Origin of the sequence: Arthrobacter sp. NPDC058127 (assembly GCF_042884555.1) — a bacterium.
In the GTDB taxonomy this organism is placed as follows: domain Bacteria; phylum Actinomycetota; class Actinomycetes; order Actinomycetales; family Micrococcaceae; genus Arthrobacter.
The window spans coordinates 107,823-121,262 of sequence record NZ_JBHVTT010000009.1; the positions used below are offsets into that span (position 1 = coordinate 107,823).

At 64.0% G+C, this 13,440-nt stretch carries 15 protein-coding genes and 1 tRNA gene; 9 read left to right on the plus strand and 7 right to left on the minus strand.

Annotation, left to right across the window (positions count from 1 at the left end; genetic code table 11):
- Nucleotides 1-10: 10 nt before the first annotated feature.
- Nucleotides 11-646: a uracil phosphoribosyltransferase gene (gene upp / locus ACFVTG_RS13745; RefSeq protein WP_059388604.1), complete on the minus strand. Its 636-nt coding sequence runs from the start codon at nt 644-646 to the stop codon at nt 11-13.
- Nucleotides 647-669: 23 nt separating this feature from the next.
- Between upp and tadA the strand changes: the two genes are divergently transcribed.
- From tadA to ACFVTG_RS13760, 3 genes are all read left to right on the plus strand, one after another.
- Nucleotides 670-1,179 (plus strand): tRNA adenosine(34) deaminase TadA, encoded by a 510-nt coding sequence (gene tadA / locus ACFVTG_RS13750; protein ID WP_390281230.1) that lies wholly within the window; start codon nt 670-672, stop codon nt 1,177-1,179.
- A gap of 95 nt (nt 1,180-1,274) precedes the next feature.
- Nucleotides 1,275-1,661 (plus strand): VOC family protein, encoded by a 387-nt coding sequence (locus ACFVTG_RS13755; RefSeq protein WP_390281232.1) that lies wholly within the window; start codon nt 1,275-1,277, stop codon nt 1,659-1,661.
- A complete protein-coding gene (locus tag ACFVTG_RS13760) occupies nt 1,658-1,936 on the plus strand; it encodes an acylphosphatase (protein WP_390281234.1) in 279 nt (92 codons plus the stop codon). The genes ACFVTG_RS13755 and ACFVTG_RS13760 overlap by 4 nt, the downstream gene beginning before the upstream one ends.
- A gap of 29 nt (nt 1,937-1,965) precedes the next feature.
- Here the strand turns inward: ACFVTG_RS13760 and ACFVTG_RS13765 are convergent, their stop codons facing one another.
- The 3 genes from ACFVTG_RS13765 to ACFVTG_RS13775 are packed head-to-tail and all read right to left on the minus strand — an operon-like array spanning nt 1,966 to nt 4,656.
- The gene (locus tag ACFVTG_RS13765; RefSeq protein WP_390281236.1) at nt 1,966-3,177 is read right to left on the minus strand and encodes a DNA glycosylase AlkZ-like family protein; all 1,212 of its coding nucleotides are present in this window, start codon (nt 3,175-3,177) and stop codon (nt 1,966-1,968) included.
- A gap of 49 nt (nt 3,178-3,226) precedes the next feature.
- The gene (locus tag ACFVTG_RS13770) at nt 3,227-3,622 is read right to left on the minus strand and encodes a 6-pyruvoyl tetrahydropterin synthase family protein (RefSeq protein WP_390281238.1); all 396 of its coding nucleotides are present in this window, start codon (nt 3,620-3,622) and stop codon (nt 3,227-3,229) included.
- A gap of 2 nt (nt 3,623-3,624) precedes the next feature.
- Nucleotides 3,625-4,656 carry a dehydrogenase gene (locus ACFVTG_RS13775; RefSeq protein WP_390281240.1) on the minus strand — a complete coding sequence of 344 codons (1,032 nt, stop codon included), beginning with the start codon at nt 4,654-4,656 and terminating at the stop codon, nt 3,625-3,627.
- A gap of 149 nt (nt 4,657-4,805) precedes the next feature.
- Between ACFVTG_RS13775 and ACFVTG_RS13780 the strand changes: the two genes are divergently transcribed.
- Nucleotides 4,806-4,895 (plus strand) — tRNA-Ser (locus ACFVTG_RS13780).
- 489 nt (nt 4,896-5,384) lie between these two features.
- On the opposite strand, the gene ACFVTG_RS13785 is transcribed toward ACFVTG_RS13780, so the two are convergent.
- Nucleotides 5,385-5,990, minus strand: a complete 606-nt coding sequence (locus ACFVTG_RS13785) for a hypothetical protein (RefSeq protein WP_390281242.1) — start codon at nt 5,988-5,990, stop codon at nt 5,385-5,387.
- Between the two features lie 273 nt (nt 5,991-6,263).
- Here ACFVTG_RS13785 and ACFVTG_RS13790 point away from each other — a divergent pair, with 273 nt between their 5' ends.
- Nucleotides 6,264-6,821 (plus strand): dihydrofolate reductase family protein, encoded by a 558-nt coding sequence (locus tag ACFVTG_RS13790; RefSeq protein WP_390281244.1) that lies wholly within the window; start codon nt 6,264-6,266, stop codon nt 6,819-6,821.
- 19 nt (nt 6,822-6,840) lie between these two features.
- On the opposite strand, the gene ACFVTG_RS13795 is transcribed toward ACFVTG_RS13790, so the two are convergent.
- Nucleotides 6,841-7,164, minus strand: coding sequence for a hypothetical protein (locus ACFVTG_RS13795; RefSeq protein ID WP_390281247.1), 324 nt, complete (start codon nt 7,162-7,164; stop codon nt 6,841-6,843).
- A 311-nt stretch (nt 7,165-7,475) separates the two neighbouring features.
- On the opposite strand from ACFVTG_RS13795, the gene ACFVTG_RS13800 reads away from it, so the two are divergent.
- From ACFVTG_RS13800 to ACFVTG_RS13810, 3 genes are all read left to right on the plus strand, one after another.
- Nucleotides 7,476-8,603: an acyltransferase family protein gene (locus ACFVTG_RS13800; protein ID WP_390281249.1), complete on the plus strand. Its 1,128-nt coding sequence runs from the start codon at nt 7,476-7,478 to the stop codon at nt 8,601-8,603.
- A 222-nt stretch (nt 8,604-8,825) separates the two neighbouring features.
- On the plus strand, nt 8,826-11,279 hold the full coding sequence (locus ACFVTG_RS13805; protein WP_390281251.1) for a glycoside hydrolase family 32 protein: 2,454 nt from the start codon (nt 8,826-8,828) through the stop codon (nt 11,277-11,279).
- 136 nt (nt 11,280-11,415) lie between these two features.
- Nucleotides 11,416-11,955, plus strand: coding sequence for a DUF2087 domain-containing protein (locus tag ACFVTG_RS13810; protein ID WP_390281253.1), 540 nt, complete (start codon nt 11,416-11,418; stop codon nt 11,953-11,955).
- Here ACFVTG_RS13810 and ACFVTG_RS13815 read toward each other — a convergent pair.
- Nucleotides 11,952-12,746: a carbon-nitrogen hydrolase family protein gene (locus ACFVTG_RS13815; RefSeq protein WP_390281256.1), complete on the minus strand. Its 795-nt coding sequence runs from the start codon at nt 12,744-12,746 to the stop codon at nt 11,952-11,954. The two genes, ACFVTG_RS13810 and ACFVTG_RS13815, sit on opposite strands and share 4 nt — an antisense overlap.
- Nucleotides 12,747-12,778: 32 nt before the next feature.
- Between ACFVTG_RS13815 and ACFVTG_RS13820 the strand changes: the two genes are divergently transcribed.
- Entirely contained in the window at nt 12,779-13,435 is a 657-nt protein-coding gene (locus ACFVTG_RS13820) for a GntR family transcriptional regulator (RefSeq protein WP_390281258.1), read from the plus strand.
- Nucleotides 13,436-13,440: the final 5 nt, after the last annotated feature.

Consider the following 13,440-nt stretch of genomic DNA (forward strand, 5'->3'; position numbering starts at 1 on the left):
GACGGGCTCGCTAGCCGGCCACGCCGTAGAGGCGGTCTCCGGCGTCGCCCAAGCCCGGAACGATGTAGGCCTTCTCGTTGAGCCTCTCGTCGATCGAGGCGAGAACGATCTTGACGTTGGCCTCTGAAAGCTCTTCTTCCAGCTTGGCCAGGCCTTCCGGGGCTGCAAGCAGGCAGATGCACGTGACGTCCGAAGCGCCGCGCTTGAAGAGGAACTTGATGGCTTCGCGCAGTGTGCCGCCGGTGGCGAGCATAGGGTCCAGCACGAAGATCTGGCGGCCGGTGAGGTCCTCGGGGAGTCGCTCGGCGTAGGTGATGATGTCCAGGGTCTCTTCGTCGCGGGCCATGCCCAGGAAGCCCACTTCGGCGGTGGGGACCAGCTTGGTCATGCCCTCGAGCATGCCGAGGCCCGCGCGGAGGATGGGGACCACCAGCGGCGTCGGCTTCGTGAAGGCGGTACCGATCGCCTTGGTGACGGGGGTTTCGATCTCTACCGCTTCGGTCCTGACTTCGCGGGTGGCCTCGTAGGCCAGCAAAGTGACGAGTTCTTCGGTGAGTTGCCGGAAGACCGGTGAAGGAGTGTTCTTATCCCGCAGAACGGTGAGCTTGTGAGCGACCAGCGGGTGGTCCACGACGAGTGTGCGCATGACTCCAAAACTATCATTGAGGCATGAGCACCAACGAGCCTTATCACGCAGAGCACTCGGCCTGGATGGGCCTGGCCCTGGACGAGGCCCGGCGGGCGCTGGATACGGAGGATGTACCGATCGGCGCCGTCGTTTTAGGGCCCGACGGCGGCGTGCTAGGTGCCGGGCGGAACGAACGGGAAGCGCACGGCGACCCAACGGCGCACGCCGAGATCGTCGCCATCCGTGAGGCGGCCGCCGCCCTGCAACGCCATGCCCTTGAGCTCGGCGAAGGCGGAGACGGCTGGAGGCTCGAGGACTGCACGCTCGTGGTGACGCTGGAGCCGTGTGCGATGTGCGCCGGAGCCATTGTGCTGGCCCGGATTCCGCGGGTGGTCTTCGGCGCCTGGGACGAGAAGGCCGGTGCCGCCGGATCGGTGTTCGATATCTTGCGGGAACGCAGGCTCAACCACTGGGTGGAGGTCTACGCGGGCGTGCGCGAAGAGGAATGCTCAACCTTGCTCCGGGATTTCTTCGCAGCCCACCGGAAATAGCGGCTGCGCACCGCGCGCACGCGTCGGAGGCCCCTTGAAATTGTCAGGTGTTTGGACGTCAGATGGTCTCAGGCAGCACACCTGAGGAGGACCTCATGACAGTCTCTTTCAACCACACCATCGTCTATTCGACGGACAAACGCCGTTCCGCGGAGTTCCTCGCCAAGGTGTTTGGGCTGCCGAAGCCGCAGCCCATGTGGTCCTTCATGACCGTGGCTTTTGACCATGGAGTAGCCCTCGATTTCGCCACGGCGGACCGGCCCATTTCGCCCCAGCACTATGCCTTCCTGGTCAGTGAGGAAGACTTCGACGGGATTTTCGCCCGGATCCAGGCCGAGGGCATCCCCTACTGGGCCGACCCCGCACGGTCCCGCCCCCAGCAGATCAACCACAACGACGGCGGCCGGGGCGTCTACTTCGCGGATCCGGACGGGCATTTCCTGGAGGCGATCACGCGGCCGTATGGATCGGGTGCCGCATGAGTTCCCGGGTGCGGGTCACGGCCATGGTGACCGGCCGCGTCCAGGGCGTCGGCTTCCGCTACTCGACAATGCACCAAGCCCGAATGCTCGGACTGACCGGGGAGGCGGCCAACCAGTTGGACGGCTCGGTGCAGGTGATAGCCGAGGGTGACCGCGAATCCGTCGACTCCCTGCTGGAATGGCTGCAATCCCGGGACGCCCCCGGCCGCGTGAAACACGTGGATGCCACCTTCACGCAAGCCACCGGCGAGTTCTCCGGATTCTGGGTGGACTGAAGCACTCCAACCTGAGACCAGCGTTCGCATTATGAATTGGCACTGTCCAGGGCGTCGATGCGTTTCTGTCGCGATGCCGGCGAGTCCAAGCTGAACGAGCGGAAATCGCCGAGGTCTTCGCGGATCCAGCTCTCCACCTCACTGATTCGCTGAGTGACGGCCGCGCTGGGCTTGTCGAACGTCCATGCTGCGATCCGTTCCTTGCCCGGATCGTATTGCCACAGCCCGATGATCCGTCCCCGGTCCAGGATCGGGTGGTCCGAGAGGTCCGCCTGCAGCGCGAGCGTGGTGTCCAGGATCTTCCGGCCCCGATCGCCTTCAGCCAGCATGTCCGCCGAGTTCCTGCGCAACAGCACCAAAGAATCCGTCCCGGCCAGAAGCTGGATCTGTTCCTCGTGCGGTGCCTTGAACGCGGAAAGGTGCTCGACGTCGTCGGGCAGCATCCAGAGCGGCTCGCCTGCCGCCGTCGTCACTTCGACGGCGCCGACGGCGGCCAGCCCCGCCTTGCTCTGCGCGACTGTGAAGCCGGTAAGCCATTGGCTCTGCTTGAACGTCGCACCACCCGTCCAGCGCAGGTACCGTTCGATCAAGCGCGCGCGGGCGGCGTCGTCGTCGGTGGTGCTGGGCGGCAGCGCCCACGACGTGTAGGCATAGCGCTGCTGGTCGAGGCGGCCATTGACGGGGACCCTGCGGATGCGGCCGTCGGCTTGGAGGAGGCCCAACGCCGTGGGGAGGGTGGTTGACGCACCCTTCTTCTTGCCTTCTTCGCCGAGGCTGCGGACGGACTCGCCGAGTTCGTCCCTGAGCTGTTTCGGGTCCATGGGGTCGCTGGATTCCAGGAGGGTGTGCAGCACTTGCTCTTCGAGCAGGGTAATCTCACCGCGTTCGACGCCGAGCCGGGCCAGGACCTTGAACGGCGCCACCGCGGCGTCCCGGCCGACTTGGAGGCCCCAGGCGAAGTCGTTCCGGCCGAGGACGTACGTGCATCCGCGGGCGGTCGGAAGCTCGTGGATTCTCAGCTCCGCGACGTCGCGATCCACCTGTTCGCGCCTGATCCCGGCCCGGGCAAAGAGCGTCAGGTAGGGGTTGGCGCCGCCGACGGAACGGGCCCAGCCTGCGCGGTCCAAGACTTCCTCGGACGTCTTGCCCGCGAGCGAGCCGTCCAGGCCCTGCCTATTCCACGCCCAGGCGCGGAGGAGTTCCGGGGTGAGCGTTTGGGTGGAAAGCACGGCGGACGTCATGGCCCCATTCTGCACCGTTTGCCCGCCATGCGGGGCAGTCCCGCGCGAGCTATCGCTCGAAATCCAACGAGAAGCCCGCCCAGGCGTCGGGATGTTCCCGGAGGACGACGTCGACGCCGGCGAGCGCACCGCCGTCGTCGCTCCCGCGAACCTTAGCGGCAACCGCTTCAGCGATGAAGCGGGCCAGCACTTCCGTCGTCGTGAGCTGCCCGGCGAAGTCGGGGTGCTCATCGAGGTTCTTGTAGTTGAGGCCGGCAAGGACGTCGTCCAGGATGGTTCCGGCTGCGCCGATGTCCAGGACGATCGCGTCTTCGTTCAGTTCGGCCCGGCGGAACGTCACCTCGGCAACGAAAGTGGCCCCGTGGAGTCCCTGCGCCGGGCCGAACGACTCCCGCGGAAGGCTGTGGGCGATCATGAAGTGCCGGCGGACGGTGAGGCTGAACATCGTTAGGCCTTCCTGTCTTTGGGGTAGGCAATGATGTGGCAAAGGTCGTCCAGTTCCCCGTTTTCCAGGCCGTCGAAGACGCCGGGGAGCTCCTCGAACTGCGACTCTCCCGTCAGGAAAGCGTCGAAGACAGGGTCCCGCAGGAGGGACACTGCCAGCTCCAGCCGCTCGCTTGAAGTGCGGCGGTGCCTGCGCGAACGTGCCACCACTCCCACCTGGCTCGCACGGATGGAGAGGCGCCGGGCGTGGAAGTCCTCCCCCAGCGGGAGGGAAACAGCCCGGTTCCCGTACCAGGACATCTCGATGATCTCGCCCTCGTCCCCCACTAACTGCAGGCTGCGGGCCAGTCCTTCATCCGTCGCCGAGCAGTGGAACACGATGTCGCAATCCTGCTGCGCGTCGTCCGGATGCACGAACTCCACGCCCAGGGATTCCACGAACCCGCGCTTTCCCGGATCCGTCTCCACCAGTTGCAGGCGTTCCAGCGGAAAGCCGCGGAGGAGCGCTGCGGTCATGCCGCCCACGAGTCCGGCGCCGACGACGGCGATCCTGTCACCGAGGCGGGGGCCGGCCTCCCACAGGGCATTCAGGGCGATCTCCACGATGCCGGTGAGCACAGCCCGGCGGGCCGGCACGCCGTCGGGGATTCGCGTAAGTGAGGTGAGCGGGACGACGTAGCGGTCCTGATGCGGGTGCAGGCAGAAGACGCTCTGGCCGATCCAGTCTTCGGGGCCCTCTTCAACGACGCCGACCGACAGATAACCGAACTTGACCGGCGCGGGAAAATCCCCGGTTTGATGGGGTGCCCGCATCTTCTTCGCAATCCGCGGAGGCACGTGCGCTTCATGGACCACGAGCTCTGTGCCCCTGCTGATTCCCGAGTACAAGGCACGGACCAGAACCTCACCCTGGGCCGGCGCCGGAAGGTCTTCGCTCCGGAGCTCACCTTGGCAGGGGCCCACGGTCCAGTAGGCCAGGGCGGTCTGTGAGTGCGTTTGTGCTCGCTGGGGTGCCGGCTGCTGCGGGAGAGTCATGGTGCTTGCGAATCTAGCCCTGCGGCTGCGATTGCGGAAGGGACGGCACTTAGGAGGGCTGTGCTTGGGAAGGCCGGGCCGTCGTCCGCGGCCGGCCAGGCGGGGCCGTTTTGGGGAACAGGCCTCCACTCCGGTACCCTATTTCAGTTGGTGACGTGTCCGAGCGGCCGAAGGTGCAACACTCGAAATGTTGTTTGGTGTAAAAGCCAACGTGGGTTCAAATCCCACCGTCACCGCCAAAGAAAACCCCCGGAAATCCGGGGGTTTTCTGCTTCTCGAAACTGGTCGCGCCCGCGTCGGGGATGTTGACGTGGCGGCTACGCGTGAGGCGGTAGCCTCCCGGTTCAGGTCCGCGTGATGTCAGGTGTCGATCTTCGAAGCAAGCCAAGGCGGACATGTGTCCGCCGGTGGACCATCCTCGCCGTTAATCCCCGCGTTTCGGGCCCGCTGCAAGACTCGCCAACGAGGTACGCGTTCCCGCAGCATGGTCGACTGCTAAATCTCGAGTACGGTCGCGTGACGCCGCCTGAACGGTGCGACAAGCCGCTCGGCCTGGCGAGGCCCCCATAGCGGCCTTGTGGCTGGTCGCGGCTGAAGGTGGCCAACGCGCTCATGATGGGCCGCGGAGCTGACCATGAAGCCAAGGATGGCCAGGCCAGCAATGAACGCGTAGATGACGCCACGCTCAAAAATGCCTGAGAATTCGGTTTTACCGCCGGTGAGCAGCATCAACAATCCCGATACGCCAGCGACGATGGCCAGTCCGAAAAACCAAGGCTTGCGTCGGTCCGCCTGAACCAGAGCACGCCGATCGAGACGAGCGTTACGAAGATACCCAACGACAGAATGACGACGGCGGGGTCGTGGATGCCAATAGTGTGGCCTGCATTTGGATAGTCTTCGGGGAAGACGCCGATGGCGAAAATAGCCAGCCCGGTAACGGCGAGCGACCAACGAATGATGGTTGTCGTTGCTTTGGCAAAACCGGTGGGCTGCATTCGAATCTTGCCGTCAGTTTTGTCCCGGCGTAACGCCTTGTACGCGTCATCAAGGTCGCCGGCATGTGCTGCAATCCAGAGCACCGGTGAAGTGATGAGACAGGCCGCTACCACGACGTTCACGCCGATGAAGATAAGAGCCAGATCCATCGCAGCGAAGGACGGAGAACACACGTAGCGGGCAGGGTTGCCGATGTCGTCGCAATGTACCGCGCCGAGGTCGCTGACGTAGTTCGATGCGTAGCTGTAGGTTCCATTGCCTTTCCACCCAAGCTGAACGACCCACTCAAATACGATGAAGCTAAGCATCGCTTTTGCCGCCCATGATCCGATCATGTGCCGAGTATCCGACGTCCTTGGACGCCGCCCCAAACACCAGCCGCCGAGTAGCTCGATCCAGCTGTTCACCTTGTTCATAGCAAGGATTAAGGCGCTCGACTGGACAAAATACTAGAGGTTCCGCTACTCGAATGGAGACCTGCGCATCCTTGCACGGAATTGAGTAGAGGAGAGCCCGCCGTGCTACCCGTTAACTAGTCCAGCGAATACCCTCCGTGGCAAGGCGGTGATAGTTGAGGCGTCGTTAAGTGGGCGGCCTAGAATCATCGTATGGGTCTCCTAACGTTCAGCATCAACGTCACCCTGGATGGTTGCGTTGACCACCAGGAAGGCATCGCCGACGACGAGACGCACGCCTACTTCACCCGCCTCATGGACGAGGGGGGCGCAATGCTCTGGGGCCGCACCACCTACGAGATGATGGAGAGCTACTGGCCAGCGGTCGCCCGCGGCGACGAGGACGCGCCGCCTGCGATGCGCGAGTGGGCGCTCAAGCTGGAGGCCAAGCCGAAGTACGTTGTGTCGTCGACGCGAAGCGACTTCCCGTGGACCAACAGCCACCACGTCGTCGGCGCCCTGCGCACGGCGGTGCAGGATCTCAAGGATGCGACTCCCGGCGGGGTGCTCGTCGGCAGCGGCAAACTTGCGACAGGGCTGGACCAACTGAATCTGATTGACGAGTACAAGTTCCTTGTTCATCCCAGGATTGCCGGCCACGGTCCTACCCTGTACCAGGGCGGACTGCCTAGCACCCGACGCCTCGACCTGATCGCGGCGCAGCCGCTCAGCAACGGCGCGGTCGCCTTGCACTATCGACGGGCTGATTGAGGGTGGCTGTCGCGCGCGACTAGGGTGTTACGTTGAACGATTTCTCTGGGACAGCACAGGAAGCGCGCTGCAAAGTGGCGTTGCCGCTCACGCGGTTGTTGTGTCCCGTGTCATCACACCAGTCGATATTGTGAGGCATGGCGACTACCTTTGCCTCTCCTGGGGCGGCACCTTTCGGGAGGACAAACGTGAAAGTGAAGCCGCCCTTGTCACTCATTGGCGCCGTCTTGTCGACGAGTTTGATACCAGCAGCGTCCGTAATTTTGAGTTCGACGAGAGCATTGGCACCGTAGCGCGGATTGCACTGGGCGTCGGGGGCGCTGATGGTTAGCTCGTCACCCACCTTTGCGACCTCGGGATTTACGGAAAATTTTGGAGGCAAGCAAGGCGGTTGGCCTTGAGGTGATGCACATCCCGACGCCGCACCTAGAGTCAGGACTGCACAAACCACGCCCAGCCCAAACCTCCGGGCACCCCTCAAGCGAAAGCCTTGACAGTTCCCCCATCTACTCATTGTTTCGCACGAGAACCGGGACGAAGGTAAAGTTGCTTGACCCCTACAGATCTACTCGTGTAGATTCAGACGAAATGTTAGCCAGGTCACACTCAAGAAGATCCGAACAGTCCTGGGCATGAAATAGAAATGACCAGCCCATGAAGACCCCAACGACAGCCGTGGACCGTCCGGGCCTGGCCATACTCGGCACCCGCACTCTGGGTCGCGCACTGGGCTCCGGACGAAACTCGCTGAACGCCGTGCGCTTGGTCTTCGCAGCAGCCGTGATCGTCTCCCACTCCTGGTGGCTAGGCGGCTACGGCCCGGAACCCTCGCTTTACGGGATCAAGCTTGGCACCGCAGGCGTCATGGGCTTCTTCGCCATCTCCGGCTATCTCATTACCGTCAGCGCCGAACGCTCGGCCACAGTGCTGGAGTACGCCGCGGCCCGACTCGCCCGCATCTATCCTGCCCTCGTGGTCGCCGCGCTTGCTGTTGCCTTCGTGGCCGCACCGCTTGGCGCCCTCCTGACGCACGGGACCTACGACCCGCGCGGAGCGTTGACCTTCCTCGGCGCGGCCCTGGCACTCATCATCGGCGTTATGGACACACCCGCCATCGGGACGTCCCTCTGGGGCAACAACGACCGCTTTGACTGGAACGGCCCCCTATGGACTCTCACCTGGGAGGGGTTCTGCTACGTCATCATCGCCGTGATCGTGTTCCTGCTCCGTAGGATTCCGGAGAGCAGGCGAGGCACGGCCACTGCAATATTCCTGCTTTTTGCCGCATCCACGGGAGCGGTCTTCGGAAAGCTCCTCGCAGGCGGCTTCGGGCCGAACCGCACCGAGTTCGTCCTCCCGTTGCTCGCGATCTTCATGGCGGGATCCCTCCTTGCCACCCAGAGGCACAGAGTCCGCGTCGGTGCGGCGCCAGGCATTCTCGCCGCACTCGCCGTCTGGGGCGCCCTCGCCACGGGCTACGGTACAGCCCTCGCCCCACTGCCGTTTGCGTATCTCATCCTGTCGATCGGTTCAATCGGCAGCGCGTCCGCTATCGGGTCCCGCTACGACATCTCCTACGGGATCTACATCTACGGATGGCCGATCCAACAGCTCCTCGCCGCAGCCCACGTGCCATCACATTTTCCCGTGCTCGGGTTTGCTGCGCTCGCTCTCATGGCGTCCTGGCCCCTCGGTTTCCTGAGCTGCGTGGCGGTCGAACAACCAGCCCAGCGGATCCGGCGCGCCCTCATGAGCCGCCTCACCGCCCGTGTGGCCAACTAAAATAATCCGCTTAAACGCTTGATCACAAACTCATCACCAGTTACTCTTTCCGTGATTAAGCGTTTAATCAGAAATCCTTAGCTCCACCACAAGCTCCCCCTGCCTGCTCAACAACGCCGTGTGCAGAGGCTCGATGCAGAGCTATCGGCGATCGAGTAGTCCTCACCGAGACCCGGAGATTTTATGGCCCGCTCAGCAAGGAGGCTGTCGAAGAGGGCGAGCATGCTCGCCCTCTTCGCCGCACTCACGATGTTTTTCACGACCACCATAGTTACCGGGGACATCCCCGGCGCAGGAGCCGTCGGCAGTGCGACCGCACCGCCAATGCGGGCCGTGTACCACATGACCCCGCCGTCAGGATGGCTGAGCGACCCTCAGCGGCCCATCTATCTCAACGGCAAGTACAACCTGTATTACCTTCACAGCAACCAGGACAACGGCCCCGGCGGGTGGCGACACGCGACGTCGTCGGACACTGTGGTGTTCAACGACCAAGGCGACGCCCTCCCGCTCCAAGGCAATTTCCCCGTCTGGACCGGCTCCTCAGTGGTCGACACCAACAACACCGCGGGCTTCGGAGCCGGCGCCGTCGTCGCGCTCTCCACGCAGCCAACCGACGGTGACCCATTCCAGCAGTCGCAATACCTCTGGTACTCGACCGACGGCGGGACAACCTTCACGCAGTACGGCGCGCCGGTCATCGCCAACCCGGACGCCTCGGACTGGTTCCGCGACCCGAAGATCGTTTGGGACGCGGCGCACTCGAATTGGGTAGCCGCGATCGGCCGTCAGCAGAAAATCACGTTCTACACCTCGCCGGACCTCAAGACCTGGACGCACCAAACTGACTTCAGCTACACCACCCCGAACATCGGCGGTGTTGAGTGCCCGGACATCTTCCAAATGAAGGCCAACGACGGCAGCTGGCATTGGATCATGGCCGGGAGCATGCAGGGCGACTATAGCGGCAAGCCGGACACCTACGCGTACTGGACCGGAACGTGGAACGGCTCGGCGTTCGTCGCGGACCAGACGGACCCGCAGTGGCTCGACTGGGGTTCGGACTGGTACGCCTCGGTGACCTGGCCGGACGCCGCGAATCCCGATACCTCCCGTTACGCGATCGGCTGGATGAACAACTGGCACTACGCGCCGCACACCGTACCGACGGACTCCACGGACAACTACAACGGCCAGATGTCCGTGGTGCGCCGGCTCAGCCTCAAGTCCGAGGGCAGCGGTGTCTACAGCCTCCTATCCCAGCCGACCCCGAATCTTGCCAACTACGCCACTAAAACCGTGAAGCCCGCCAACGCCACGGTCAACGGACGGACAACCCTCGACTACCACGGCTCCGCCTACGAGCTCGATGCGGACGTCAGCTGGACCACCCTCAACAACGTCGGTATTTCCGTCGGTGAGAACAAGGACGGCAGCCGGCACACGAACATCGGCGTCTACGGGGGCAACCTCTACGTCGATCGCTCCGCGCAGGACCAAGTGCCGTACTCCTTCGGCACGTACCAGCAGTCCCAGGCGCCGCTCGCCTCGGGCACGACCTCCGTGCACCTCCGGATCCTCGTGGACCACGGCAGCGTGGAGGTCTTCGCCGACGACGGCCGGATCGCACTCTCGAACCAGGACTTCTTCACGTCGTCGGACACGGGGATCTCCCTCTACACGATCGGCGGCAGCGCAAACTTCGCCAACCTCTCGATCACGGAATTCGCCAACATCACCGAACAGGCGAACCCCGCGGCGCCGTACGCGGACTTCGAGGGCAGCACATATGGTTCTTGGACGACGGCGGGAGCGGCCTTCGGTTCCGAGTCCGCCAGCGGGGCTCTCCCCAACCAACAGCCCGTCACGGGCTACCTCGGGAACAAGCTCGTCAACAGTTTCAACGGCGGCGACGCGTCGACCGGAACGCTGACCTCGCCGTCGTTCACCATCGGCCACTCGTACGTCAACTTCCTCGAGGGAGGCGGGAACAACCCACGGCCGTCGGACGTCTTTGCCGACTTCGAGGGCGCGACGTGGGGTGCCGGCTGGACGGCGTCAGGCAGTTACGCCGGTCAAGGCCCGACGGCGGAATCCCTCCCCAACCAGCTCGGCTCCAAGGTCCTCGACACGTACGTCGGAGGAGGTGATGGGGCCACGGGTGCGATCACATCGCCGACGTTTACGATCACGCGGGACTACATCGATTTCCTCATCGCGGGAGGAAACCACCCCTGGGGCCAGTCCGGCGCCGCGGCGGTGAACCTCCTCGTCGACGGGCAGGTAGTCCGGACGGCAACGGGCCAGAACTCATCGACGATGTCGAACGTGAACTGGGACGTCCACACGCTCGTGGGGCAGAAGGCCCAAATCCAGGTCATCGACCACGCAAGCGGATCCTGGGGCCACATCATGGTGGACCAGATCGTGTTCAGCAGCGTGCCGAACGCGGTTGGCGGTGAACCGGACAATCAGACCACGGTGAATCTTGTGGTCAACGGGCAAGTGGTCCGCACCGCGACGGGCCAGAACAGCGAACGCCTCGCCTGGACGTCGTGGAACGTCTCCGACCTGATTGGTCAGAGCGCACAGCTTCAGGTGGTCGATAACGGCACGGGAAGCTGGGGCCATGTCCTGCTGGACCAAGTCATCTTCGAAGACATCCCGGCCGCCTGAGTCGAACGTGGCCTGTCCGTCCTGACCTTCTTTGCCGCGCAAAAGCCCTGAAATGACACGACTCGCCGTGTCGTAAGCGCTTTCCGAAACGAAAGAAGGTCAGGACGGGGCGCCCATTTGTGCCTATGCTGGGCCCATGGGGAGCGACTCATCGACGACGCCGGATGCGCGGCGCCTCCTCGCGGCGCTGGCAAACGCGCAAGCCCGGAAAGTCTTCGCTGAGATCAGCGTTGGCGGAACCCCGGGCAGCTCGCTCTCGCCGGCAAAACTCGAACGGGCGCTCACGCTCCTGAACCAGGCGGGGCTGGTCGAAACGGTCGAGACCGAAGGCAGTGTCCGCTACCGCATCCGCGAGCATGCCTTCCGGGACGCGCTGGCGAGCCTCTCGTCGGCGCCCAGCCCGTCCGGCGTCGAGCGCTTCTTGACCGCGGACGGGCGTATCGATCGCTATCCCGCGCGGGAAGCAGACCGACTCAAGCTTCTCGATTGGGTGGCCACACGCGTCCTGGACAGCGGTGAGCGGGTGGCGGAACGAGAGCTCAACGAACGTATCGCCCGGTTCACTGGAGACGTGCCAATGCTCAGGCGGTACCTGGTGGACTCCGGTTTCGTGAGCCGAACGTCCGACGGCTCGGCCTACTGGCTGGCCCTCAAAGAAGACGGCGACGGCGACTAAAGATCCCGGGCATTCGCCAGGACCGGAAGCTTGCCCCGGACTTCTTCCACAACAGACGGATCGATGTCGACGACGGCGAGTTCAGGCATTTCCCCGAGGGCCACCATCACGGCACCCAGTGGCGAGATCACGGCACTGCGCCCTATTCCCGTGGGCGCGGTGCCGGTGGTGGGCAGGCCGACACTGGCCGGGTTGCCTTGGCCGCACGCCACCACGAAGGTGGTGCTGTCCACTGCGCGGGCCCGCACCAGCAAGTCCCACTGCTCGGCTTTGCCTTCGCCGGCGCCCCACGAGGCGCAGACGATGTTGACCTGCGCTCCCGCCCGGGCGTTGGCTGTGAAGAGGGCGGGAAAGCGCACGTCGTAGCAGGTGGAAAGGCCAAACACGGTGCCGTTGAGTTCGAAGGTTACGGGGGACGTCCCGGCGTCGACCGAATCGGATTCCGCGAAGCCGAAGGCGTCGAAGAGGTGGATCTTGTCGTAGGACGTGTCCACCCCTGGGCCGGTGACCAAAAGGGTGTTCCGGACCCGACCGCCCGCGCCGGGAGTGAACATTCCCACCACGACGGCGATGTTCAGCTCCCGCGCAAGGCCGCGGACCGCTTCGGCCCATGGTCCGTCCAGCGGTTCGGCGATGTCGGCCAGGCTATTGCCGAAGGCGCGCATCGCTGCTTCGGGAAAGACCACGAGTTCGGCTCCGGCGGCTTTGGCGCGGGTGGCGTATTCTCGGATCAGTTCCAGGTTGGCGGCCACATCGGCTCCCGTGATGATTTGTGCCACGGCTAAACGCATGAATTTACTCCAGATTGTTGTATACATGATGTATGCGAAAAAGTTCGGGGACTGCGGCGTCCGGCCGCGAGAAGGCGTACGCGTACCTGCGTGAAAATATCCTGATTGACCCCGAGGTCCAGGGGAAGTTCCTGAACGAGCAGGAACTGGCCGCGGAAATCGGCGTATCGCGAACGCCGGTGCGTGAGGCGCTCCTGCTGCTCGTCTCGGACGGCTTGGTTGAACTGATTCCCCAACGCGGAGCTTACGTTCCTCCGGTGACCGGCCGGGAAATGTCCGAATTGATGGAGCTGCGCGGGATCCTTGAAAGCAACGCCGCCCAGCTGGTCATCGAGCAAGGCCGGGTTCCCGCCCGGACGATGCAGGAAACCCTTGACCAGCAGGCGAAGCTTCCCGAGGAACTGAGCCCGGAAGCGGCCCGCGAGTTTATCCGCCTGGACACCCTGTTCCACCAGCAGCTCATCGACGCGGCGGGCAACGAGCTCATCTCCCGGACGTACAGCAAGCTCCACGTCCGGCAGATTCTGGTAGGCGTCTCCGCGCTGTTCCGTACCGGAGGCCGGCGCGAGCAGGTGTGCGCCGAGCACCAGGACATTCTCGACGCCCTGATGTCCGGCGACGCGGCGAAGGCCCAGAAGGCCATCGACCATCACCTCGCGGTGACCCGGGACATCCTGCTCCGCACCTGAGGAAT

Bases quoted from the DNA above. Each gene is read 5' to 3' on its own strand.
- ACFVTG_RS13800 (WP_390281249.1), top strand. From the start codon at position 7,476: ATGAAGACCCCAACGACAGCCGTGGACCGTCCGGGCCTGGCCATACTC.
- ACFVTG_RS13820 (WP_390281258.1), top strand. From the start codon at position 12,779: ATGCGAAAAAGTTCGGGGACTGCGGCGTCCGGCCGCGAGAAGGCGTAC.
- ACFVTG_RS13805 (WP_390281251.1), top strand. From the start codon at position 8,826: ATGCTCGCCCTCTTCGCCGCACTCACGATGTTTTTCACGACCACCATA.
- upp (WP_059388604.1), bottom strand. From the start codon at position 646: ATGCGCACACTCGTCGTGGACCACCCGCTGGTCGCTCACAAGCTCACC.
- ACFVTG_RS13785 (WP_390281242.1), bottom strand. From the start codon at position 5,990: ATGATCGGATCATGGGCGGCAAAAGCGATGCTTAGCTTCATCGTATTT.
- ACFVTG_RS13770 (WP_390281238.1), bottom strand. From the start codon at position 3,622: ATGTTCAGCCTCACCGTCCGCCGGCACTTCATGATCGCCCACAGCCTT.
- ACFVTG_RS13810 (WP_390281253.1), top strand. From the start codon at position 11,416: ATGGGGAGCGACTCATCGACGACGCCGGATGCGCGGCGCCTCCTCGCG.
- ACFVTG_RS13760 (WP_390281234.1), top strand. From the start codon at position 1,658: ATGAGTTCCCGGGTGCGGGTCACGGCCATGGTGACCGGCCGCGTCCAG.
- ACFVTG_RS13765 (WP_390281236.1), bottom strand. From the start codon at position 3,177: ATGACGTCCGCCGTGCTTTCCACCCAAACGCTCACCCCGGAACTCCTC.
- ACFVTG_RS13815 (WP_390281256.1), bottom strand. From the start codon at position 12,746: ATGCGTTTAGCCGTGGCACAAATCATCACGGGAGCCGATGTGGCCGCC.
- ACFVTG_RS13790 (WP_390281244.1), top strand. From the start codon at position 6,264: ATGGGTCTCCTAACGTTCAGCATCAACGTCACCCTGGATGGTTGCGTT.
- ACFVTG_RS13775 (WP_390281240.1), bottom strand. From the start codon at position 4,656: ATGACTCTCCCGCAGCAGCCGGCACCCCAGCGAGCACAAACGCACTCA.
- ACFVTG_RS13755 (WP_390281232.1), top strand. From the start codon at position 1,275: ATGACAGTCTCTTTCAACCACACCATCGTCTATTCGACGGACAAACGC.
- tadA (WP_390281230.1), top strand. From the start codon at position 670: ATGAGCACCAACGAGCCTTATCACGCAGAGCACTCGGCCTGGATGGGC.